Below are 21,323 nucleotides of genomic sequence, written 5' to 3' on the forward strand. Positions count from 1 at the left end.
CCGTCAGTCCGCGACCAGGCTGCGGACGATCCGGGCGGCACCGTCCGGGCCGCCGATGATCGTGTAGTGGTTGGTGTCCGGGACGGCCGTCGCGGTGACCCGCTCACGGTCCAGCCCCGCGTGCTCGATCCGGGCGGCGTCGTACAGGCCCTGCGGCTCGTTCATCAGGCCGCGCTCCGCCCAGAGCAGTTCGGCTCGGCAGGTCAGCCGGTGGATCGCGGTGGCCGCGTCCTTGTCCAGCAGGACCTCCCGCCCGTCCTGGTGGACGGCCTCCGGTACGCAGGAGGAGCGCAGTTCGGGCTCCTCGCCGACCAGGTCACGCTGGGTGTACTCGTCCAGCGCCGCACGCCACTCCCCGGCGAAGGCGGGGTGCCGCTGCCAGAACGCCCGGTACGCGTCCCGGCTCTCGAAGGTCATGTCCAGCCGCGCCAGAGCCGGACCGAGTACGGCGGCCAGGGCGTCGTCCTCGCTCACCCCGGGCGGCAGCGGGAAGCTGACCGCCCCGTCCACCAGTACCAGGGAGTCCACCAGTTCGGGGTGGCGGACCGCGGCCAGGGCGCTGACCCAGGCGCCCATCGAGTGGCCCACCAACCGCACCCGGCCGAGCCCGAGGACGCCGGCCAGCACGGCCAGGTCATCGGCATGCCTGGCCAGGCCGTACGGCCCGGCGACCGTTCGGCTGCCGGCCCGGCCCCGCAGATCGGGTGCCACCAGGGTGGCCCGGCCCGCGAGTTGGCGTGCCACCTCGCTCCAGGCGAGGGCGTTGGCCGTGATTCCGTGCACCGCCAGCACGGTCGGAGCGTCGGGTCCTGCTGCCGGGTCCGTGGCAGGCCAGCGGAGGACCGTCAGTTCACCGCCCGGCACGGGGACGGTCAGCTCCTCGGGGGCGAGGGCCGACGACTCCCGCTGCCCCGGGGCGTCCTGGTGGAGGGCCGACTCGTCCGCGGCCGCGCCGGGTCGGCCAAGGTCACGGGTCGGCCCGTCCGGGCCGTCGGTACCCGCCCGGTCGGTAGGTCGGGCCGGGTCGGTGAGATCGGAGCTCATGCGGGGTCACCTTCCGGGGAGCGGACCGGGGTGGTACCCCCGGCCTCGGTGGAGTCCGCAGGGGTGATACCCCGCCGGGAGGTCGCGGCACGGGCGGTGCGGATCCGGGCGGGCAGCCTGGCGAGGCCGCCGGGCAGCAGGTAGACCACGGCGACGAACAGGGCGCCGAGTAGGAAGAGCGGCTGCGAGAGCGGCACCCGGAGCACCGCCGGGAGATCGGCGATGGCGGAGGAGTTGGCCAGGTCGCCCAGGCGGTGGCCCGCCCAGGTGTAGAGGACGCCACCGAGCAGCGGGCCCCATCGGCTGCCGGAACCGCCGAGCACCACCATGACCAGCAGGGCGAGCGTGGCGTCGGAGCTGGCGGCCTGCGGGGTGGCCCCTCCGGTGAGCAGCAGGTAGACCACTCCGCCCAGCCCCGCCAGGCCGCCGGCGATGACGAAGGCGACCAGCTTGAAGCCGTAGGGTCGCAGGCCGAGCACCTCGACCCGGCGTTCGTTCTCCTTGATGCCCTCCCAGACCCGTCCGGTCGGGGAGTTGACGGTCCAGTGCACCACCGCGAGCGTGAGCACCAGGTACCCGAGGGCGATCCAGTAGAGGTTGGCGGTGTTCTCGATCCCGACCAGGGCGTCGGGGAGGAGCTCGACCGGGGCGGCCCGGCCCTCCTCTCCTCCGGTGACCCCGCCGGGGTTGCGCTGGACCAGGATCGAGCCGGCCTGGGCGAACGCGAGGGTCACCATCGAGAAGCCGATGCCGGTCACCCGGAGGCTGACCGAGCCGAGCAGCAGCGCCAGGCTGACGCTGCACCCGACACCGAACAGCGCGGCGGCGGCGAAGGGGAGTTGGAGCTCCAGCATGCCGAGGTCGGTCCCGTACAGACCGGCGGCGAAGTAGAGGGCGTGGCCGAAGGAGAGCAGACCGGTGCGGCCGAGCAGGAGGTCGTAGCCGGTGGCCAGGGCCCCGTAGACCAGGCACAGGGCTATCAGTTGAAGACTTCCGGGGCTGCCGAGCGGGCCGTCGAGGAGCCCCGGAACGGGAAGCACACTGTATGGGGCGACAAGGAACAGGATCAGCGGAGCGATCGGCCACCAGCGTAGGGCGCGTCTCCCCGGAGCTGTCGAGGCCTTGCGGATTGATTCACCTGTTCGAGGGATGGTGCGATCCGAGGCACCGGGAGCAGACTTGGCGTCAGCGGTACCACTGGTGCTCGTGGTTGAGGTGTTCGTGCTCACGCGAGCCTCCCGGTGAGTCCGCGCGGCCGGACGAGGAGCAGGACGGCCAGGAGGACGACGACCGAGAGGTCGCCGAGTCCGGCGGCACCGAGCCCGGCGGACGCAGCGTAGTTGGCGAACTGCTGGACGAGACCGACCGCGACGGAGGCCAGTGCCGCTCCGGTGACGGAGCCCATGCCGCCCATCACCACCACGACGAAGGCGAACACGAGCAGGCTGGTCCCCTGGCCGGGGTGGACGGAGCCGAAGTAGAGGCCGCTGAGCGCGCCACCCAGGGCGGCGGCCGCTCCCCCGATGGCGAAGACCAGGGTGAACGCCCTGCGGACGTCGATACCGAGGGCCGTGACCATCGCACGGTCCTCCACTCCGGCCCGGACCACCAGCCCGTACCTGGTGCGGCCGAGGAAGAGGCGCAGTGCCACCAGGACCAGGACGGCCGCCGCGAGCAGGACGAAGCGATTGACCGGGACGATCGCACCGAACAGCCCCACCGTGCCCGAGAGGGCGGCGGGTTGGGGGAAGGGCCGGGCGTCCGCACCCCAGATGCCCATCAGCAGTGCGGGCACCGCGAGACCCACGCCGACGGTGGCCAGGATCTGGTCCCGCGGCCGGCTGTAGAGAGGACGGATCAACAGCAGCTCCAGCAGCACGGCCGCGACCGTGCCGACCGCCGTGCCGAAGACCACCGCCAACCAGAAGCTCATCCCGCCCTCGGTGCCGGCCCACCAGGTGGCGTACGCACCGACCGAGAGCAGCGCTCCGTGGGCGAAGTTGAGCACGTCCATCAGCCCGAAGATCAGTGAGAGACCGGAGGCCACCAGGAAGTACAGCGCACCCAACCCCAGGCCGGTGCAGGTGAGGAGGACGACGGTGTCCATCAGGGAGCCACCTCCGTGGTGACAGGAGCAGGAGCGGGGGCCGCCGCCGAGGCCGGCGACGGGGCCGCCGTGGAGGATGACCGACCGGGCGCCGGGGAGGGAGCCGACGGCGCGGGCGCCGAGGAGGGAGCGGGCCGGGCGGGTGTCGGTCGCCCGACTCCGAGCAGTCGTCGGGCGGCCTCCTCGTCAGCCAACAGCTCGGCGGTGGAGCCCTGGTGGGCGGTGCGTCCGTCGGCCAGCACCGCACAGGTGCCGGCCAGGCGGCGGACCAGGGCGAGGTTCTGTTCGACCAGCAGGACGGGCACGGTCGCGGCGGCCCGCTCCAGCACCTCCGCCACCTCAGCCACGATCTTCGGCGCCAGGCCCTTGGTGGGCTCGTCGGCGATGATCAACCGGTTGCCGTTCAGCAGGGTCCGCCCGATCGCCACCATCTGCTGCTGGCCGCCGGACAACGTCCCGGCCAACTGCCCAGCCCGTCGCTTCAGTTCAGGAAAGAGCTCGTGGACCAGGTCGTACGCCGGGGCACCGTCCCGCTCGGCCAGCCGAAGGTTCTCGGCGACGGTCAGCCCCGCGAAGACGCCCCGGTCCTCGGGCGCGTAGCCGATTCCCTGACGGACCACCAGATGGGTCGGCAGCCTGACGAGTTCGGTCCCGGCGAACAGCAGGCTCCCGGCCCGGGGCACCAGCCCCATGACCGCCTTGACCGTAGTGGTCTTCCCGGCACCGTTGCGCCCGAGCAGTGCGGTGACGCCGGTGGGTGCCACATCGAAGTCCACCCCGTGCAGGATGTGGAGACCGTCGATCACCACGCGCAGGTCCCGGACTGTCAGCAGCGGCTCGACAGTGGCAGCTCGCCCGGACGGAGAGACCGGGGAGGAGTGCTCGGAGGAGGACGAGAAGGGGCGGCGCACGGAGGAAGGAACGGAAGAAGGAGCAGCGGAAGGAGCACCCGTGGCGGCGGGGTCGTGGGAGTCGGTCACAGCCCCTCCCCCAGGTAGGCCTGCTGCACGGTGGCGTCGGCCATCACTGCCGTAGGCGTGTCGAGTGCGAGCAGCGTGCCGTGGTGCATCACGGCCAGCCGGTCGGCCAGGCCGAGCAGGACGTCCATGTGGTGCTCCACCATCAGTACGGTGCGGCCGAGGTCCCGGTGCACCGAGCGGATCAGCGCGGTCAGGGCAGGAACCTCCTCCGCGCTGACGCCGGCCATCGGCTCGTCCAGCAGGATCAGCCGAGGGTCGGAGACCAGCAGCACCGCCAGTTCGAGCTTGCGCTTCTCGCCGTGCGAGAGGGCTCCGGCCAAGGTGTCGGCGCGGTGGGCGAGTTCGGTCCGTTCGAGGGTCTCGGCGACTTGGGTGGCGTACCGCCCGGCCCGCCGCCAGATCCGGTGCGAGGCCCCCGGCCCGGCCGCCGCCTGGGCCGCGAGCCGGACGTGGTCCGCCACTGTCATCCCGGTCCACAGCGAGGAGGTCTGGAAGGTCCGGCCGAGGCCCCGACGGGCCCTGCCGTGCACCGACTCGGTGGTGATGTCCGCACCGTCGAGCTCGATCGAGCCGTGGGTCGCCGGGTAGATGCCGGAGATCAGGTTGAAGAGGGAGGTCTTGCCGGCTCCGTTCGGTCCGATGAAGGCGATGAACTCGCCCTCCCGCACCTCGAACGAGACGTCCTCGACGATCGGCACCCCACGCACCGACCAGCCGACGCCGCGCAGTCGCAGCACCTTCTCCGACAGCCCCGGCTGGTCCTCGCCCAACAGGTTCCCGTCCGGACGCTCACCGCCCGACTGTCCCGTGCCCGGTCCTCCCGCCGTGCTCACCGCCTCGGCGGCGGTCACGGCCACGCGTTCCGCCACCGGGATCAGCCCGCGATCTTGGCGGCCGGAGGCGCCACCTGGTCGGCTCCGACGGTCTTCTCCACCGAGGGCTTGGCGGAGGCACCGACGCCGGTCAGCTTCACCTGGAACATCGGCTGGAGCAGCGCGTGGTCCTCGGCCCGGACGGTCAGCCGGCCCTTCACCCCGTCGAAGCTCCACCCCTCCAACGCCTTCACCAGCGCGTCGGTGTCATCGGCCGAGCCCTTGTTGGCCTCGATCGCGTGCACCACCATCTGGGCCGCCGTGAAGCCGTCGGGGGTGAAGATGTCGGGCTTGGCACCGGCCTTGGTGACGGCGGCGCTCATCGCCTTCTCGACCTCGGTGCCGGCCGCACCGTCGAAGTAGTGGTTCAGGAAGGAGATCTTCTCGGCCGCCGGGCCGAAGAGCGGGTAGGAGGCCGCCAGGTCGAGCCCGGTGACCACCTTGGTCGAGGTGAAGACGTCCTGCTGGTTGAGGGAGGTCCAGAGTGCGGCGGCGGTCTCTCCCGCCCAGGCCACGAACAGCAGGTCGGGCTTGGTCGACTTGGCCTGGGTCGCGAAGGGGGTGAGGTCGGTGGCGCTCGGCGGGGCGAGCACCGCCTCCACGCCGGCGCCCTGCTCCCCGAGCACCGCCTTCACCGCCGCCACGTTGGCCTGGCCGAAGGCGTTGTCCTGGGCCAGCACCGCGACCTTCTTGCCCTTGGCGTCACCGATGAAGGAGGCCGCGGTCCGGATGTCCTGGTACGACTGACGACCGGAACGGAAGGTGTACTTGTTCAGCCCGGTGACCTTGTCGGCGGCGGCCGGGCCGCTGATGAAGAGCACCTTGTTCTGCGCCGCGATCGGCCCGACCTGGAGCGCGACGCCCGACGCGGTCGAGCCGGCCAGGATCTTGTGCCCCTTGCCGATCAGGTCCTTGGCCGCCGAGACCGCCTTGGCCGGGTCGCCCGCGTCGTCCTGCTCGGCCAGCTCGACCGGGTGCCCGTCCACCGCGCCCGTGCCCTTGGTCGCGTAGTCCAGACCGGCCTTGAAGCCCTCCAGGTACTGCTTGCCGTAGGCCGCCAGCGGCCCGGTCTTGGAGTACACCAGGCCGACCTTGACCGGGCTCTTGGCCGCCCCGGCCCCGCCGTCGGCCGAGGTGGTCCCGGCCGTCCCGGCCTTGGCGCAGCCCACGGCACCCGTCACGAGCAACCCGCAGGCCGCGACGAGGGCCAGCCCCCGCCGCCGCGTCCGGCCGCCGTCCCCCACAGAGGCGGCCGGGCTGCCCGCCTGACGATCCGTCCGGACTGCGGCTCTGGTGCTGAGGGTGGTCTTGCGCATGGTGTCCGACTCCTGACGGCTGGGGCTACGGCGGTGGGGGTGGGGCTGTGGGTCCGAGCGCTGCGGCTGTGCGGCTCGGGGTGCGACCGACCGTCCCGAAGTGCCCGCGAGGGGCGGCTGTCGGTGCGACAACGGTGGTGGTGGATTCCGGAACCGTAGGTGCGCCACCTGCCCGGCGACATGTGACGGGACGACGCAGCAGCCCCCGGGATTGTGTGACGGCCCGCCATATCGCACCCCTCGGGCGCGGAAGCGCCTCGGCGGATGTGCCGCACACCCATGGCGTCCACCCGTCCCATGGCCCCGGCCGCCATGGAAAGCCGCGCGGCCGCGCAGTGAAGGTGGGAGCGCAGCAGGCTCCCAACCCCTCATGAGGTGACTACCTTGGACAAGGTTCTGGACTCCCCGGCCCTCGCGGTCGGGGACATCCCCGACGGCGCCGCCCTGGCCGTCGGAGGCTTCGGCCTCTGCGGCATCCCCAGCACCCTGATCGGCGCGCTGGCCGAGGCCGGCACGACGGGGCTCCGGGTGGTCTCCAACAACTGCGGCGTGGACGACTGGGGCCTCGGCCTCCTGCTGCGGGCCGGTCGGATCGCACGGATGACCTCCTCCTACGTCGGGGAGAACAAGGAGTTCGCCCGCCAGTACCTCGCCGGAGAGTTGGAGGTGGAGCTCACACCGCAGGGCACCCTGGCCGAACGTCTGCGGGCCGGTGGAGCGGGCATCCCCGCCTTCTTCACCCCGGCCGGAATCGGCACCCAGGTCGAGGAGGGCGGGCTGCCCTGGCGGTACGCCCCCGACGGGGGCGTGGCCGTGGCCTCACCGCCCAAGGAGACGAGGGAGTTCGGCGGCCGCCGCTACCTGCTGGAGGAGGCCATCAACACCGACTTCGCGCTGGTCCGCGCCGAGGTCGCGGACCGCCACGGCAACTGCGTCTTCCACGCCACCGCGCGCAACTTCAACCCGCTCTGCGCGGGCGCCGGTCGGATCACCCTGGTCGAGGCCGACCGGATCGTCGAGCCCGGCGCCATCCCGCCGGACGCCGTCCACCTGCCCGGCATCTACGTCGACCGGGTGGTCGCCGCGGACCCGGACGACCGCCGGATCGAGCGCCGCACCGTCCGTACCGTCCGCACCGACTTCCAGGGGCACTGAACCATGACCACCACCGACCCGCTGGCCACCACCCACGCACGGACCGCCGCCACAGACGCCCGGCCCGACACCGACACAGGGGCCGACACCGACACAAGGACCGGCACCATCACGCCGACCGGCACCGCCTCACCGACCACGACCGGCGGCAGCGCCGACCCCCGTCACCTGTTGGCCGCCCGCGCCGCCCGGGAGTTGAGCGACGGTCAGTACGTGAACCTGGGCATCGGACTCCCCACCCTGATCCCCGATCACCTCCCGCCCGGCGTGCACGTGGTGCTGCACTCCGAGAACGGCATCCTCGGCGTCGGCCCGTACCCCGTCGCCGGCGAGGAGCACCCCGACGTGATCAACGCCGGCAAGGAGACCGTCACCGTCGCCGACGGTGCCGCCTACTTCGACTCCGCCGTCTCCTTCGGCATGATCCGAGCGGGCCGGATCGACGTCTCGGTGCTCGGCGCGATGCAGGTCTCGGCCTCGGGTGACCTGGCCAACTGGATGATCCCCGGCAAGATGGTCAAGGGCATGGGCGGCGCGATGGACCTGGTGCACGGCGCCCGCCAAGTCATCGTCGTGATGGAGCACACGGCCAAGGACGGCTCACCGAAGATCGTCGACGAGCTGTCACTTCCCGCCACCGGACGGCGAGTCGTGCACCGCATCGTCACCGACCTGGCCGTCATCGACGTCACCCCTGAGGGCCTGCGGCTGGTCGAGGTCGCCCCCGGCCACACCTTCGAGGAGGTCCAGGCCGCGACCGGCCCCCGTCTGCTCTGACTTCCAGGAGCAGGCCACGCCTGTCAGGCCGCCCCGGCCAGTCCCAGTGCGTAGGAGATCCAGAACTCCCCCGCCGCGGGCTCGCCCCGGCCGCAGTCGCCGTCGGACTCCCCCGGGATCTTCACCCAGAGCAGTGCGTCCAGCCCCTCCCGGCCGGTCCGGGTGGTGGGTTCCTGCCCGAGGGCCCGACCCTGCGGGTTGCACCAACGCCCGCCACCGGGCGAGCCCTTGCCGTTCCGGCTGGTGTCGATCACGAAGCGCTTGCCGCCGAGCGCCGCCGACACCTCCCGCCCGTAGGCGTAACTCTCCTCGGTGGAGTAGAAGTTGGAGACGTTGAGGGCGAAGCCGTCCGCCGCACCGATGCCCGCGCGCTCCAGCGCGCGGGCCAGGGCGGACCGGTCGTGCACCCAACCCGCGTTACCGGCGTCGAGGTAGACCCGCACCTTCGGGTGCTTCTTCAACTCGCCCACCGCGTAAGCCAGCAGGCCGAAGCGCTCGGCGTCCACCCCGGCGCAGCCGTCCACCGCGTGGGCGACCGCGTCCGGCTCCAGCACCACCCAGGCCGGCCGGTCGGCCAGCCCGGCAGCGACCCGGTCGATCCACGCCCGGTACGCCGCACCGTCGGCGGCCCCACCGGCCGAGTACAGGCCGCAGTCCCGGTTCGGGATGCCGTAGGCGACCAACAGCGGCAGCCGCCCCTCCAGCGCAGCGCGTCGGCTCTGCACCTCGGCCAGCTGCCCGGCGTCGGCACCGGTGAGCCAGAGCGCCGCCGAGCTCCGGGCGATCCGGCTCAGCGCTGCCGCTTCGGCCCCCGACGCCTTCCCGGCCGCGCGCTGGGCGGAGCCGAACGGAGAGACGTAGAACCCCCCGGCGGCGACCGCGTCCCCCGTCGGGGCCGGCGTCACGCCCCCCGAATCGGCGGCGGAGATGCTCGGAATCGTCGGATCACCACTCGGGCCACCGCCCGGACCACTCGCAGCACTCGGAGCACTCGGACCGCCCGAACCACCCGGCCCATCCGGAGCGCCCGAGGGCCGGGCCGTCACCGCCGCCCCCGAAGCCGTGGTCCCACCGTTCCCTGACGGTCCGGCAGCTCCGCAGCCCGTCAGGACCAGCAAGGCCCCCGCCACCCCGAACCAGCGCCGCAGCACCCGCCCCGCCTCCCTGCCCCGCCTCGCCCCACCCAGCCCGAACCCGTGATCGGTTCCGCCCGCCAGCCTCGCACAGCAGGGCCGCACCGACCACGGGCGTCCGTCTGGGGAGACCCAGCGCTCAGGCCCCTGGGCCGGGCCCGAGACCAGGCCCCGGGGCCTGGCCAGGAGTCAGACCAGGCGTCAGGCCAGGAGCCGGACTCAGGCCTCCAGGTCCGCGAGCTTCGGCAGCTGCCAGTCGATCGGCTCGCCGCCGAACTCGACCAAGGCCTCGTTGATCTGCGAGAAGGGCCGGCTGCCGTGGAACAGCTTCGCCGACAGCGGCGACGGGTGGGCGCCCTGCACCACCACGTGGCGGGTGGTGTCGATGAGCGGCAGCTTCTTCTTGGCGTAGTTGCCCCAGAGCACGAAGACGCAGGGCTCCTCGCGGGCGCTGACCGCCGAGATCACCGCGTCAGTGAACTTCTCCCAGCCCTTGCCCTTGTGGGAGTTGGCCTCGTGCGCACGCACGGTGAGCACCGCGTTGAGCAGCAGGACGCCCTGCTCGGCCCACTTCATCAGGTAGCCGTGGTCCGGCGCGGGAACGCCGAGGTCGGCGTCCAGCTCCTTGTAGATGTTCCGCAGCGACGGCGGGATCTTGATCCCGGGCTGCACCGAGAAGCTCATCCCGTGCGCCTGGTTGTCGTCGTGGTACGGGTCCTGCCCGAGCACCAGCACCCGGACCTTGTCGTACGGGGTCGCCGCCAGCGCCGCGAACTCCTGCCCGCTGGGCGGGAAGACCTGGTGCTCGGCCCGCTGCTCCGCCACGAAGTCCGTCAGCTGGGCGAAGTACGGCTTCGCCAACTCCCCGGCCAGCGCCGCCCGCCAGGACTCCGGCACCTCGAACGCGGCCACGGTCTCCACCAACTCCGTCACGACCCACTGCCTTTCACGACAAACCCGTCTCCAACACCCCGAACGCTACACACCCCCGCCGACACCCCCGAACCGATCGTCGGGCCGTTCACCGAACCGTGAACCGGACCGCTCACCGAACCGGGGACCGGGTCACTCGCCGGCCCGCAGCCGCCAGCAGCCGCCCACCCCCACCCCGTCGTCCGCGACCGCTCCCCACCTGCCCCTACGGCCCCGGGCCGACTAGGCTTGCCGGCGTTGGGGCAGTCAGTACCGCCCGGCCGGCCACAGGCGTCCGGTCCGTGCGCTTCCGGACCATCGCAAGACCTTAGGGAGACACCTACGTGGCAGAACGCAAGGCCATCGAGACCTGGCTCACCGACATGGACGGAGTCCTCATCCACGAGGGCGTGCCGATCCCCGGGGCGGACGCCTTCATCAAGCGGCTGCGGGAGTCCGGGAAGCCGTTCCTGGTCCTGACGAACAACTCGATCTACACCCAGCGGGACCTGCACGCCCGGCTGGCCCGGATGGGCCTCGACGTTCCCGCCGAGCACATCTGGACCTCGGCGCTGGCCACCGCCAAGTTCCTGGACGACCAGCGTCCGAACGGCACCGCCTACGTCATCGGCGAGGCCGGCCTGACGACGGCGATGCACGACGTGGGTTACGTCCTCACCGACACCGACCCCGACTTCGTGGTCCTCGGCGAGACCCGGACCTACTCCTTCGAGGCCATGACCAAGGCCGTCCGCCTGATCAACGACGGCGCCCGGTTCATCGCCACCAACCCGGACGAGACCGGTCCCTCCGCCGAGGGCGCCCTCCCCGCCACCGGTGCGGTCGCGGCCCTCATCACCAAGGCCACCGGCGTCGAGCCGTACTTCGTCGGCAAGCCCAACCCGCTGATGATGCGGGCCGGACTGAACGCGATCGGTGCCCACTCCGAGAACAGCGCGATGATCGGCGACCGGATGGACACCGACATCGTCTCGGGCATGGAGGCCGGCATGTCGACCTTCCTGGTCCTCACCGGCCTGACCCAGGCCCACGAGGTGGAGCGCTTCCCGTACCGCCCGACCCGGGTGGCCGACTCGATCGCCGACCTGGTCGACCTGATCTGAGCCCCACCGGGGGTCCCGCCCGCCCGGGCCGGACCCCCGGTCCAGCCCCGGTCCAGGCCACCGGTTCAGACCCCGGCATCGGCCGCCCCGGGCCACCGGCTTCAGCCGGTCCAGACCTCTGGCACCATCCGGTCCAGACCTCCGGCCTCGACCGGTCCAGACCATTCACCCGGCGCCGGTCCCGCACACCGGACGGCCCGCTCCGCCCTCGGACCGCGTCCTGATGCCGACCTCAAGGGAGCCTTAAGGGCTTCCTAACAATCTGAAGGCCCGTCAACTCCCGGACGCCCCATGGCTACGGTCTCCACAGCGACCCCACATCGCCGACCGCGGCGGCCCCACACCGCCGCACCCGGTGACCCCCACCGCTGATTGCTGAACGGAGCACCCACCCATGTCATTCCGCCGCACCGCAGCCGTGTTCACCCTGGCCGGCACCGCGCTCGCGTCCACCGTACTCGGCACCGGCGCCGCCTCCGCGCACGGGTCCCTGCAGAACCCGCTCAGCCGGGTCTACGGCTGCTACCTGGAGGGCCCGGAGCAGCCCAAGTCGGCCGCCTGCAAGGCCGCCATCGCGTTCGGCGGCACCCAGGCCATGTACGACTGGAACGGCGTGCGGATCGGCGACGCGGCCGGCCGCCACCGCCAGCTGATCCCGGACGGCCGCCTGTGCAGCGCCGGCGCCAACGAGTTCGTCGGCCTCGACCTGGCCCGCAACGACTGGCCGGCCACCAACCTCACCGCCGGTGCCAAGACCAACTTCAAGTTCCGCGCCACCGCGCCGCACCGCGGCACCTTCCAGCTCTTCATGACCAACAGCACCTACAACCCCAACGTGGCGCTGAGCTGGTCGAACCTGGACACCACCCCGTTCGCGAGCATCACCGACCCCCAGGTGGTGGACGGCTACTACACCTTCCCGGTGACCATCCCGACCGGGAAGACGGGCCGTCAGATGGTCTACGCGATCTGGCAGCGCTCGGACAGCCCGGAGGCCTTCTACACCTGCTCGGACGTCACCTTCGACGGCACCGGCAAGGCCCCCGCCGCCGCCCCGGCGGTCGCCCCGGCCTCGGACGCCGCCGCCCACCACGACCACAACGCCGTCCCGGTCGCCGCCCCCGCCGCCGGGGCCCCGGCCGAGGCCCCGGTGATCGCCAACAACACCAGCACCGCCCCCAGGACCCAGCTGGCCGAGACCGGCACCGACCGCTCCACGGGCCTGATGACCGCCGTCGGCACCTCCTTCCTGCTGGCCGGCGGCACCGTCGCCTTCCTGCACCGCCGCCGTCGCGCCACCGTCGAGTCGAGCCGCTGAGCCCGGACGACCCAGGCCCGGACGACCTACGCCCGGACGGCCCAGGTGCCGGGTGGCCCCGCCGCATCGCGGCGCGGCCGCCCGGCACCGCTGGCCCGCACCGCCGCCGTGGTTGGGTAGGGGGATGAGCAGCACTCCCCCTCCCCCCTTCCGCGTCGGCCTGATCGGCTACGGCCTGGCCGGCTCCGCCTTCCACGCCCCGCTGATCGCCACCACCCCGGGTCTGCGGCTGGACGCGGTGGTCACCGCCAACCCCGACCGCCGCGCCCAGCTGCTGCAGCAGCACCCTGGCGCCCGCCCCCTCGACACCCCCGAGCAACTCCTCGCCGAGGCCGCCGACGGGCGGATCGACCTGGTCGTGATCGCCTCCCCGAACCGCACCCACGTGCCGCTGGCCCGGGCCGCGATCGCCGCCGGCGTGCCCACCGTGGTGGACAAGCCGCTGGCCGCCACCGCCGCAGAGGCGGCCGAGCTCTGCGCGCTCGCCGAACGGCGCGGCGTGCTGCTCTCGGTCTTCCAGAACCGCCGCTGGGACGGCGACTTCCTGACCGCCCGTCACCTCGTGGAGTCCGGTGCGCTCGGCCGGGTGCACCGCTTCGAGTCCCGCTTCGAGCGCTTCCGCCCCAAGCCCAAGCCGGGCTGGCGTGAACTGGCCGACCCGGCCGAGGTCGGCGGTACCCTGTACGACCTGGGCAGCCACCTGGTGGACCAGGCGCTCACCCTGTTCGGCCCGGTGGACACGGTCTACGCCGAGGTCGAGACCCTCCGGGACGGCGCCGTGGTGGACGACGACGCCTTCCTCGCCCTGAGCCACGCCTCCGGCGTCCGCTCCCACCTGTGGACCAGCGCGCTCAGCCCGCTCGGCGGCCCGCGCCTGCGGGTGCTCGGCGACTCGGCCGGCTACGTCAAGTACGGCATGGACCCGCAGGAGGCCGAGCTGCGCACCGGCCACCGGCCCGCTCCCGGCTCCCCCTGGGGCACCGAGAGCCCGGCCGCCTACGGCGTGCTCGGCACCGACGAGTCCTCCGTCCCGGCGCCGACCGCCCCCGGCGACTACCCCGCCTACTACGCGGGCATCGCCGCCGCCCTCGCCGACGGAACCCCGCCGCCGGTCGACCCTCGGGACGCCGTCGCCACCCTCACCGTCCTGGAGGCGGCCCGCACCTCCTCCGCCACCGGCACCACCGTCCGCCTCGACGGGAAGTGACGGGCCCCCTGCCCCGCGCCCGACGACGCCCGTAGGATGATCGGACCGAACGCACGCCAACCAGCACGCCAACCAGCCCGAGGAGGTCCGGCCGATGACACTGCTCGCCGTACTGCTCGGCCTGGTGCGCCTGCTGACGGGCGATCAGCTGATGTCCTCCGGCGGCCTCGGCGCCGTCGCGGCGGCCGCCACCCTGGTCCTGCTGGCCGGGGTGGCCGCCACCGCGCTGGCCACCGCCCGTCTCCTCGGGGCACGGGCCCCGAGCGCGGTCCGCGACCGCGCACTGCGCCGACGCGCCTACCGCTCGGCCTTCCTGCCCCAGCGTGATCCGGACGCCCGCGGCCGTCGCCGCCCCAGGGCACCGGGCGCGGCCCCGACGGCCGCCTGAGCACGCGTCACCCGGCAGTACCCGCACCCCCGGAACCCCAGCTCACCGGCCGTCCTCCGCCGACCTCTCACCCCCGCGCGCGCCCGTGTGCCCGCGTGCCCAAGCACGCCACGCACCGCCGCGCGCCCCCAGAGACCCCGGAGGGCTCACCCCGTCATGTCCGTCTTCACCCTGCTCGACCCCGCCGTCGGCCTGGCCCACGACGCCGTCGCGGCGCTCGCCGCGCACCTGCCGACCGCCCTCGCCGTCGTCCTGTTCACCGCCGCCGTCCGACTGCTGCTCCACCCGCTGGCCCGCGCCGCCGCCAGGGGCGAACGGGTCCGGGCCCGGCTGGCGCCCCAGCTGGCCGAGTTGGGCCGCACGCACAAGGGGCGGCCGGAGAGGCTGCGCGAGGCGACCGCGGAGCTGTACCGGACGGAGGGGGCGTCGCCGTTCGCCGGCTGCCTGCCGATGCTGGCCCAGTTGCCGTTCTTCACCGTGATGTACCGGCTCTTCACCACGCCGAACGACCTCCTCGGCGCGACGCTGTTCGGCGTCCCGCTCGGCCTGCACCCGAGCGCCGCCCGCTCCGGCCCCGAACTCGCCCTCTTCGCCGCCGTGTTCGCCGCCCTCGCGGCCCTCGGCTGGCTGGGCTTCCGCCGCGCCCGCCGGACCATGGCCGCCCAGCCGACCACAGCCACGACCCCGCCCGCCCCGGGCACCGGGATCGCGCCGTACCTCTCCTACGGCACCGCGCTGTTCGCCCTGGTGCTCCCGCTCGCCGGGGCGCTCTACCTGCTCACCACCACCGCCTGGACCCTCGCCGAACGCGCCTGGCTGCACCGCGGCACCGACCCCACGGCGGAGGCCGGTGCCACGGTGGCGCGGACGGTGGCGCGGAAGAGGAGGAAGGCCGAGGCCTGAGGCCTCAGCCCCGGTCCCACCCGGCGAGGTAGCGGTCGATCTCACCGATCAGCCGGGCCTTGCCGGGTGCGTCCAGGAAGCTCGCCTCGACCGCGTTGCGGGCCAGCCCGGCCACGCCCGTCTCGTCCAGGCCGAGCAGCCGGGCCGCGACCTGGTACTCGGTGTTCAGGTCGGTGCCGAACATCGGCGGGTCGTCGCTGTTGACCGTCACCAGCAGCCCGGCGTCCACCATCTGACGGATCGGGTGGTCCTCCATCCGCTCCACCGCCCGGGTGGCGATGTTGGACGTCGGGCAGACCTCCAGCGGGATGCGGTGCTCGCCGAGGAAGTCCAGCAGGGCCGGGTCCTTGACCGCCTGGGTGCCGTGGCCGATCCGCTCGGCGCCCAGCACCCGGATCGCGTCCCAGACGGTCTCCGGCCCGGTGGTCTCGCCCGCGTGCGGGACGCTGCGCAGGCCGGCCGCCCGGGCCCGGTCGAAGTAGGGCTTGAACTGCGGCCGCGGCACGCCGATCTCCGGGCCGCCGAGGCCGAAGCTGACCAGGCCCTCGGGGGCCAGGTCGACGGCCAGCCGGGCGGTCTCCTCGGCGGCGGCCAGACCGGCCTCGCCGGGGATGTCGAAGCACCAGCGGAGCACCACGCCGAGGTCCTTCTCGGCGGACTTGCGGGCGTCCTCGATGGCCTCCATGAAGGCCACGTCCGGGATGCCCCGGCTGACCGAGGAGTAGGGGGTGACGGTCAGCTCGGCGTAGCGGATGTTCTGCCGGGCCATGTCCTCGGCCACGCCGTAGGTGAGGGCGCGGACGTCCTCGGCGTCCCGGATCAGGTCGACCACGCTCAGGTAGACCTCGATGAAGTGCGCGAAGTCGGTGAAGGTGAAGTACTCGGCCAGCGCGGCCGGGTCCAGCGGCACCTTGGTCCGGCCCTCGTGACGGGCCGCCAGCTCGGCCACCACCCGGGGCGAGGCGGAGCCGACGTGGTGGACGTGCAGCTCGGCCTTGGGCATCCCCGCGATGAACGCCCCGATGTCCCGCTTGCCCTCGGCGCTCTCGACCACTGCGTTCTCCTCACCTCGTGCACCGTTGCAGTCGCTGCATGCTAACTCCGCCGTGCCCGATGCGTCGGACACGCCGTCAGCCCCCGAGCGCCACCGCCACGGTGTGGATGAGCAACCCGGCCAGCGCGCCGACCACGGTGCCGTTGATCCGGATGAACTGGAGGTCCCGCCCGACGTTGGCCTCGATCTTCCGGGAGGCGTCGTCGGCGTCCCAGCCGGCCACGGTGTCGGAGATCAGCGCGGTGATCTCGGCCCGGTAGGTCTGCACGACGTACCCGGCGGCGTCCTGCAGCCAGCCGTCCGCCTTGGCCTGGAGCCGCCGGTCGGTGGCCAGCCGGCTCCCGAACGCGCGCAGGCCGTCGCGGATGCGGCGCCGCAGCTCGCTCTCCTCGTCCTCGGCAGCGGTCAGCACCAGGGTGCGGACGGCCGCCCAGGAGGAGGCGATCAGGTCCTGCACCTCCGGGCGGGCGAGCAGCTCGTCCTTGGCCCGCTCCACCCGGGCGATGGTGGCCGGGTCCTGCTGGAGCTCAACGGCGAAGTCGGCGAGGAAGTCGTCGACCGCGCCCCGGGCCGGATGGTGCGGGTCGTCCCGGATGTCGGTGACGAAGCGCATCAGCTCCTTGTAGACCCGCTCGCCGACCTGGTGGTCGATGAACTTCGGGGTCCAGCCCGGGGTCTTCTGGGTGATCCGCCCCACCACGTCCTGGTGGTGCCGCGTCAGCCAGTCGTGCACCCGGACGGCGACCAGGTCCACCACCCCGTGGTGACCGCCGTCGGCGGCCACCTTGCCGAGCAGCCGGCCGGCCGGTTCGGCCACCGAGGTGGCGGCCGCCCGGCGGGTGACCGCCTCGGCCACCACGGCCTGCACGTCGTCGTCGTTGAGCACCGCGAGCACCCCGCGCAGCGCGGCGGCGGCCTCGCTGGTGACCCGCTCGGCGCTGCCCGGCGCGGCCAGCCACTCGCCGAGCCTCCGGGCGATGCCCATCCGGCCCAGCCGTTCGCGGACCACCGGCGCGGAGAGGAAGTTGTCGCCGACGAAGTCGCCGAGCGACTTGCCGAAGGCGTCCTTCTTGGTCGGGATGATCGCGGTGTGCGGGATCGGCAGCCCGAACGGGCGGCGGAACAGCGCGGTGACGGCGAACCAGTCCGCCAGCGCACCCACCATCCCGGCCTCGGCGGCGGCCGCCACGTACCCGGCCCAGGCGCCCGCCCCGGCGGCGTCGGCCCAGGTGGCCAGGCCGAAGACCACCGTGGCCACCCCGAGCAGCCCGGTGGCGAACAGCTTCATCCGCCGGACGCCCCGGCGCTTCTCCTCGTCGGCGGCGGTGAACCGGACCCCGGTCCCGGCCGTCTGATCGGCACTCACCCCGCCAGTCTGCCCCGGACTCCGGCCGGAGACGGCCGGGGCGCGGTGGAGTTCAGGGGCAGTTCCGGGTCACCCCGAGGAGTTCAGCACGACGGGCCGGCCCCGCCGCCGAGCACGATCCGGTGCACTCCGGCCCAGCGCGCCGGATCGGTGACCCGCCGCCCGTCCAGCAGCACCCGCACCCCGGGCAGCTGCTCGGCCCCCAGGGTCCGGTACTCGGCGTGGTCGGTCTGCACGATCGCCGCGCTCACCGGCTCGCCCCGGTGTGGCGGCAGCCCGAGCGCGGTCAGCTCCTCGGCCCCGTACAGCGGGTCGGCGACGTACGGCCGGGCCCCGGCCGCCCAGAGGGCGTCGACCAGCGGGAAGACGCCGGAGCAGGCGGTCTCCTTCACCCCGCCCCGGTAGGCCGCGCCGAGCACCAGCACCGGACGGTCCGTCAGGTCGAGCACGGCGGCCAGCCGGTCCACCGCGTGGCCGGGCATGGCGAGGTTGGCCTCCCGGGCGGCGCGGACCACGGTCGCGGAGGGGTCGCCCCAGAGGTAGAGCCGGGGGTAGACCGGGATGCAGTGGCCGCCGACCGCCACGCCGGGACGGTGCAGGTGACTGTAGGGCTGGGAGTTGCAGGCCTCGGCCACCTCGGCGAAGTCCACCCCGATCCGGTCGGCGTAGCGGGCGAACTGGTTGGCCAGCCCGATGTTGACGTCCCGGTAGGTGGTCTCGGCCAGCTTGGCGAACTCGGCCGCCTCGGCGGACGCCAGCGCCCACACGCCGTTCGGCCGGGGCAGCTCGGGCCGGTGGTCGAAGTCCAGCACCGCGGCGTAGAACTCCACGCCCTGCCGGGTGGAGCGCTCGTCGATGCCGCCGACCAGCTTGGGGTAGCGGCGCAGATCGGCGAAGACGCTGCCCGAGGAGACCCGTTCGGGGCTGAACACCAGCCCGAAGTCCGCTCCGGGGCGCAGCCCGGAGCGGGCCGCCAGCCGCTCGGCCACCCGGCCCCGGACGGTGCCCACCGGGAGGGTGGTCTCGTACGAGACCAGCGCCCCGCGCCGCAGCCCGGCCGCCACGGCGTCGGTGGCCGCGTCCAGCAGGGCGAAGTCCGGGCTGTGGTCGGGAGCGGTGAGCAGCGGCACCGCGACCACCACCACCGAGGCCCCGGCCACGGCGGCCGCCGTGTCGCCCCCGGCGGTCAGCCGGCCCTCCGCGACGGCCCGCTTCAGCCGGTCCGCAAGCTCGGGCTCCCCGGGGAACGGGGGCTCGCCGTCGTTCACCTGACGGACCACCAGCGGTGCGACGTCCGCCCCGAGCACCCGCCACCCGCTCCCGGCGCACTGCACCGCGAGCGGCAGCCCGATCTTGCCCAGCCCGACCACGCAGACCGTACGGTCCACCGCCGCACCCGCCGCACCCGCCGCCGCGCCCGTCACCGCACCCACCGCCGCGTCCGCCACCGCCGCCGACGTGCCGTCCATCTCCGCCACCACTCCCGTCAGCCCCCGCTCACCTTGGCGGTGAACCGCCGCCACCCGGCCCGCCGCCGCAACTCCCGCCGGGCCCGCTCCGGCACCACGTCCCGCCAGAGCTGCCGCGGCACCGCCAGCCGCTCCCCCGGCCCCCCGCCGGCCCCGGCCCCGCCCTGGCTCTCGCTCTCGTCCTCGACCAGACCGCGCACCGCCCGCCAGCGGCCCTCGGCCGCCAGTTCCAGCCGCAGCCGCTCGGCGGTCCCCAGCTCGGGGAGCACCGAGCAGTGCTCCCGCACCAGTCGCCCGACGCCCTCCACCAGCCGCCGCTGCTCGCCCGGCGCCAGGTCGAGCAGGCCGGCCCGGAGCAGCTGCGGCACGTCCCAGCCGAAGTGACGGAGGTTCAGCGCCCGGCGCTCGGGGCTGCCCGGTGCGGTGAACTGCTCGACCACGGCGGTGATCGCCTCCAGGCCGCGCAGCCGGTTGAGCAGGCCGGAGCGGACGGTGACGTTGCCGCGGTCGGCCCGGAGCACCGCGTGGTAGCAGTCGTAGTCGGCCAGCACCGAGACCGGGCCCTCGGCCCGCAGCAGGGCCTGCAGGGTGAAGGGCTGGTCGGAGTAGACCGGCAGGTCCTCCCGGCGGCGGACGCCGTGCCGCACCAGCGGCTCCCGGCGGAACAGCTTGGTGTCGGAGAGCGCCCAGGCCAGCGCCGAGTCGGCGAAGGTGACCGAGGGCTCGGTCCGGTCGAAGACGCCCTGCGGGACGTGCCGTCCGCCCTCACCCACCATCCGGCCGAGCACCACGTCCGAGCCGTACCGGTCGGCCATCGCGACCATCAGCTCCAGCGCGCGCGGGCCGAGCCAGTCGTCCGCGCCCAGGTAGAACACGTACCGGCCGCGGGCCAGGTCGGTGGCGCGGTTGCTGGGGGCCGCGGGGCCGCCCGAGTTGGGCTGGTGGACCACCCGGAACAGGCCGGGGTGCGCGGCGGCGAAGCGGTCCAGCTCGGCCCCGCTGCCGTCGGTGGAACCGTCGTCCACGGCGACCACCTCCAGGCGTCCGGGGCCCAGGGTCTGCCGCACCAGGGAGCTCAGACAGACCGTCAGGTACGGCATGGTGTCGTAGACCGCGACCACCACGGTGACGTCGGGCACCCGCCCCTCACCGGCACTCATCCGGCCACCTCCAACCGGCGCTCATCCGGCCACCTCCAGGGGTACGGGCCGCCCTGCGGCGGCCAGGACGGACTCGGCGACCGTGACGGTGCGCAGGCCCTCGGCCAGCGGGACGATGGTGGCCGGGCGTCCGGCCACCGCCTCCCGGAACTGCTCGTGCTCGCTGAGCAGCGGCTCCCGCTTGGGGAAGGCGTACCGGACCACGTCGCCCTCGGTCACCCCGCGGAAGGCCCGGACCAGCTCCCACTCGGTGGCCACCGCGCCGTTGGCGTGCAGGGTGAGGTCACCGGTCAGGGTGTCGGCGACCAGGCAGCCGCGCTCCCCGGTGACCGCGACCTGGCGCTCCTTCTGCGGGCTGAGCCAGTTCACCAGGTGGCTGACCATGGTGCCGTCGGCGAGGGTGCCCACCACCGCGACCATGTCCTCGTGCGGACGGCCGCTCTTGCGCACCGTCCTGGCCGCCACCGAGGCGTAGGCCTGGCCGGTGATCCAGCCGGTCAGGTCGATGTCGTGGGTGGCCAGGTCCTGCACCACCCCGACGTCGGCGATCCGCTGCGGGAAGGGACCCTGACGGCGGGTCGACACCTGGTAGACCTCGCCCAGCTCGCCCGCCGCGAGCCGGGTGCGCAGCTGCTGGAGCGCCGGGTTGTACCGCTCCACCTGGCCCACCCCGGCGACCAGCCCGTCGAAGGCGGCCACCAGGCGGCCGGCCGCCCGGGAGTCCGGGGCCAGCGGCTTCTCGATCAGCGCGGGCACGCCCGCCTCCGCGAGCCGGAGTCCGACGGCCTCGTGCTCGGCGGTGGGGCAGGCCACCACCGCGTAGTCGATGCCGAGGGCGAGCAGCCGTTCGAGCTTGCGCAGCACCGGCACCCCGCACGGGCCCGCTCCTCCCAACGGGTCCACCACACCGGCCAGTTCGACACCGGGGAGGCCGCCGAGCACCCGGGCGTGGTTGCGCCCCATCGCCCCGAAGCCGATCAGCCCGGCCCGCAGCGGGGCACCGCTGCGCTGCCGCCCCACGGAACGGGTCCGCTGCTC

20 protein-coding genes are annotated in these 21,323 nt (G+C 73.7%); 7 read left to right on the plus strand and 13 right to left on the minus strand.

Annotated features, from left to right (window positions below; all coding sequences use genetic code 11):
* Positions 1-3: 3 nt before the first annotated feature.
* The 6 genes from ACWEPF_RS05585 to ACWEPF_RS05610 form a co-directional block, all read right to left on the minus strand.
* Entirely contained in the window at positions 4-1,044 is a 1,041-nt protein-coding gene (locus ACWEPF_RS05585) for an alpha/beta fold hydrolase (protein ID WP_452171549.1), read from the minus strand.
* Positions 1,041-2,195 carry a branched-chain amino acid ABC transporter permease gene (locus tag ACWEPF_RS05590; RefSeq protein ID WP_452171625.1) on the minus strand — a complete coding sequence of 385 codons (1,155 nt, stop codon included), beginning with the start codon at positions 2,193-2,195 and terminating at the stop codon, positions 1,041-1,043. The genes ACWEPF_RS05585 and ACWEPF_RS05590 overlap by 4 nt, the downstream gene beginning before the upstream one ends.
* 74 nt (positions 2,196-2,269) lie before the next feature.
* Positions 2,270-3,151 (minus strand): branched-chain amino acid ABC transporter permease, encoded by an 882-nt coding sequence (locus ACWEPF_RS05595; protein WP_452171550.1) that lies wholly within the window; start codon positions 3,149-3,151, stop codon positions 2,270-2,272.
* A complete protein-coding gene (locus tag ACWEPF_RS05600) occupies positions 3,151-3,966 on the minus strand; it encodes an ABC transporter ATP-binding protein (RefSeq protein WP_452171626.1) in 816 nt (271 codons plus the stop codon). Before ACWEPF_RS05600 ends, ACWEPF_RS05595 begins: the two co-directional genes overlap by 1 nt.
* 161 nt (positions 3,967-4,127) lie before the next feature.
* Positions 4,128-4,904 carry an ABC transporter ATP-binding protein gene (locus ACWEPF_RS05605; protein WP_452171627.1) on the minus strand — a complete coding sequence of 259 codons (777 nt, stop codon included), beginning with the start codon at positions 4,902-4,904 and terminating at the stop codon, positions 4,128-4,130.
* Positions 4,905-5,005: 101 nt separating this feature from the next.
* Complete coding sequence (locus ACWEPF_RS05610) at positions 5,006-6,319, minus strand: substrate-binding domain-containing protein (protein ID WP_452171551.1); 1,314 nt, start codon at positions 6,317-6,319, stop codon at positions 5,006-5,008.
* A gap of 384 nt (positions 6,320-6,703) precedes the next feature.
* On the opposite strand from ACWEPF_RS05610, the gene ACWEPF_RS05615 reads away from it, so the two are divergent.
* On the plus strand, positions 6,704-7,474 hold the full coding sequence (locus ACWEPF_RS05615) for a CoA transferase subunit A (protein ID WP_452171552.1): 771 nt from the start codon (positions 6,704-6,706) through the stop codon (positions 7,472-7,474).
* A gap of 3 nt (positions 7,475-7,477) precedes the next feature.
* The gene (locus ACWEPF_RS05620; RefSeq protein ID WP_452171553.1) at positions 7,478-8,251 is read left to right on the plus strand and encodes a 3-oxoacid CoA-transferase subunit B; all 774 of its coding nucleotides are present in this window, start codon (positions 7,478-7,480) and stop codon (positions 8,249-8,251) included.
* A gap of 23 nt (positions 8,252-8,274) precedes the next feature.
* Here ACWEPF_RS05620 and ACWEPF_RS05625 read toward each other — a convergent pair whose 3' ends face one another.
* Positions 8,275-9,156, minus strand: a complete 882-nt coding sequence (locus ACWEPF_RS05625) for a glycoside hydrolase family 6 protein (protein ID WP_452171554.1) — start codon at positions 9,154-9,156, stop codon at positions 8,275-8,277.
* A gap of 447 nt (positions 9,157-9,603) precedes the next feature.
* Positions 9,604-10,317, minus strand: a complete 714-nt coding sequence (locus tag ACWEPF_RS05630) for a uracil-DNA glycosylase (RefSeq protein WP_345287808.1) — start codon at positions 10,315-10,317, stop codon at positions 9,604-9,606.
* Positions 10,318-10,640: 323 nt separating this feature from the next.
* Between ACWEPF_RS05630 and ACWEPF_RS05635 the strand changes: the two genes are divergently transcribed.
* The 5 genes from ACWEPF_RS05635 (at position 10,641) to ACWEPF_RS05655 (ending at position 15,236) form a co-directional block, all read left to right on the plus strand.
* Positions 10,641-11,420 carry an HAD-IIA family hydrolase gene (locus ACWEPF_RS05635; protein ID WP_380149618.1) on the plus strand — a complete coding sequence of 260 codons (780 nt, stop codon included), beginning with the start codon at positions 10,641-10,643 and terminating at the stop codon, positions 11,418-11,420.
* A 394-nt stretch (positions 11,421-11,814) separates the two neighbouring features.
* Complete coding sequence (locus ACWEPF_RS05640) at positions 11,815-12,738, plus strand: lytic polysaccharide monooxygenase auxiliary activity family 9 protein (protein ID WP_452171555.1); 924 nt, start codon at positions 11,815-11,817, stop codon at positions 12,736-12,738.
* A 124-nt stretch (positions 12,739-12,862) separates the two neighbouring features.
* The gene (locus ACWEPF_RS05645; protein ID WP_452171556.1) at positions 12,863-13,945 is read left to right on the plus strand and encodes a Gfo/Idh/MocA family protein; all 1,083 of its coding nucleotides are present in this window, start codon (positions 12,863-12,865) and stop codon (positions 13,943-13,945) included.
* 94 nt (positions 13,946-14,039) lie between these two features.
* Positions 14,040-14,333: a DUF6412 domain-containing protein gene (locus ACWEPF_RS05650; RefSeq protein WP_380149620.1), complete on the plus strand. Its 294-nt coding sequence runs from the start codon at positions 14,040-14,042 to the stop codon at positions 14,331-14,333.
* Between the two features lie 156 nt (positions 14,334-14,489).
* Positions 14,490-15,236, plus strand: coding sequence for a YidC/Oxa1 family membrane protein insertase (locus tag ACWEPF_RS05655; RefSeq protein ID WP_452171557.1), 747 nt, complete (start codon positions 14,490-14,492; stop codon positions 15,234-15,236).
* Positions 15,237-15,240: 4 nt separating this feature from the next.
* Here the strand turns inward: ACWEPF_RS05655 and ACWEPF_RS05660 are convergent, their stop codons facing one another.
* From ACWEPF_RS05660 to ACWEPF_RS05680, 5 genes are all read right to left on the minus strand, one after another.
* On the minus strand, positions 15,241-16,290 hold the full coding sequence (locus ACWEPF_RS05660; protein WP_345290450.1) for an adenosine deaminase: 1,050 nt from the start codon (positions 16,288-16,290) through the stop codon (positions 15,241-15,243).
* Between the two features lie 76 nt (positions 16,291-16,366).
* Entirely contained in the window at positions 16,367-17,656 is a 1,290-nt protein-coding gene (locus ACWEPF_RS05665; protein WP_452171558.1) for a DUF445 domain-containing protein, read from the minus strand.
* 83 nt (positions 17,657-17,739) lie between these two features.
* Positions 17,740-19,125, minus strand: coding sequence for a nucleotide sugar dehydrogenase (locus ACWEPF_RS05670; RefSeq protein ID WP_452171559.1), 1,386 nt, complete (start codon positions 19,123-19,125; stop codon positions 17,740-17,742).
* Between the two features lie 17 nt (positions 19,126-19,142).
* A complete protein-coding gene (locus ACWEPF_RS05675) occupies positions 19,143-20,285 on the minus strand; it encodes a glycosyltransferase family 2 protein (protein ID WP_452171560.1) in 1,143 nt (380 codons plus the stop codon).
* Between the two features lie 21 nt (positions 20,286-20,306).
* A complete protein-coding gene (locus ACWEPF_RS05680; RefSeq protein WP_345290446.1) occupies positions 20,307-21,305 on the minus strand; it encodes a Gfo/Idh/MocA family protein in 999 nt (332 codons plus the stop codon).
* Between the last annotated feature and the right edge of the window lie 18 nt (positions 21,306-21,323).

This window comes from Kitasatospora sp. NPDC004289, assembly GCF_053602875.1.

Excerpts from the sequence above, each read along its gene's own strand:
- ACWEPF_RS05650 (WP_380149620.1), top strand. The coding sequence starts at position 14,040 with ATGACACTGCTCGCCGTACTGCTCGGCCTGGTGCGCCTGCTGACGGGC.
- ACWEPF_RS05655 (WP_452171557.1), top strand. The coding sequence starts at position 14,490 with ATGTCCGTCTTCACCCTGCTCGACCCCGCCGTCGGCCTGGCCCACGAC.
- ACWEPF_RS05675 (WP_452171560.1), bottom strand. The coding sequence starts at position 20,285 with ATGAGTGCCGGTGAGGGGCGGGTGCCCGACGTCACCGTGGTGGTCGCG.
- ACWEPF_RS05645 (WP_452171556.1), top strand. The coding sequence starts at position 12,863 with ATGAGCAGCACTCCCCCTCCCCCCTTCCGCGTCGGCCTGATCGGCTAC.
- ACWEPF_RS05585 (WP_452171549.1), bottom strand. The coding sequence starts at position 1,044 with ATGAGCTCCGATCTCACCGACCCGGCCCGACCTACCGACCGGGCGGGT.
- ACWEPF_RS05595 (WP_452171550.1), bottom strand. The coding sequence starts at position 3,151 with ATGGACACCGTCGTCCTCCTCACCTGCACCGGCCTGGGGTTGGGTGCG.
- ACWEPF_RS05620 (WP_452171553.1), top strand. The coding sequence starts at position 7,478 with ATGACCACCACCGACCCGCTGGCCACCACCCACGCACGGACCGCCGCC.
- ACWEPF_RS05670 (WP_452171559.1), bottom strand. The coding sequence starts at position 19,125 with ATGGACGGCACGTCGGCGGCGGTGGCGGACGCGGCGGTGGGTGCGGTG.
- ACWEPF_RS05640 (WP_452171555.1), top strand. The coding sequence starts at position 11,815 with ATGTCATTCCGCCGCACCGCAGCCGTGTTCACCCTGGCCGGCACCGCG.
- ACWEPF_RS05610 (WP_452171551.1), bottom strand. The coding sequence starts at position 6,319 with ATGCGCAAGACCACCCTCAGCACCAGAGCCGCAGTCCGGACGGATCGT.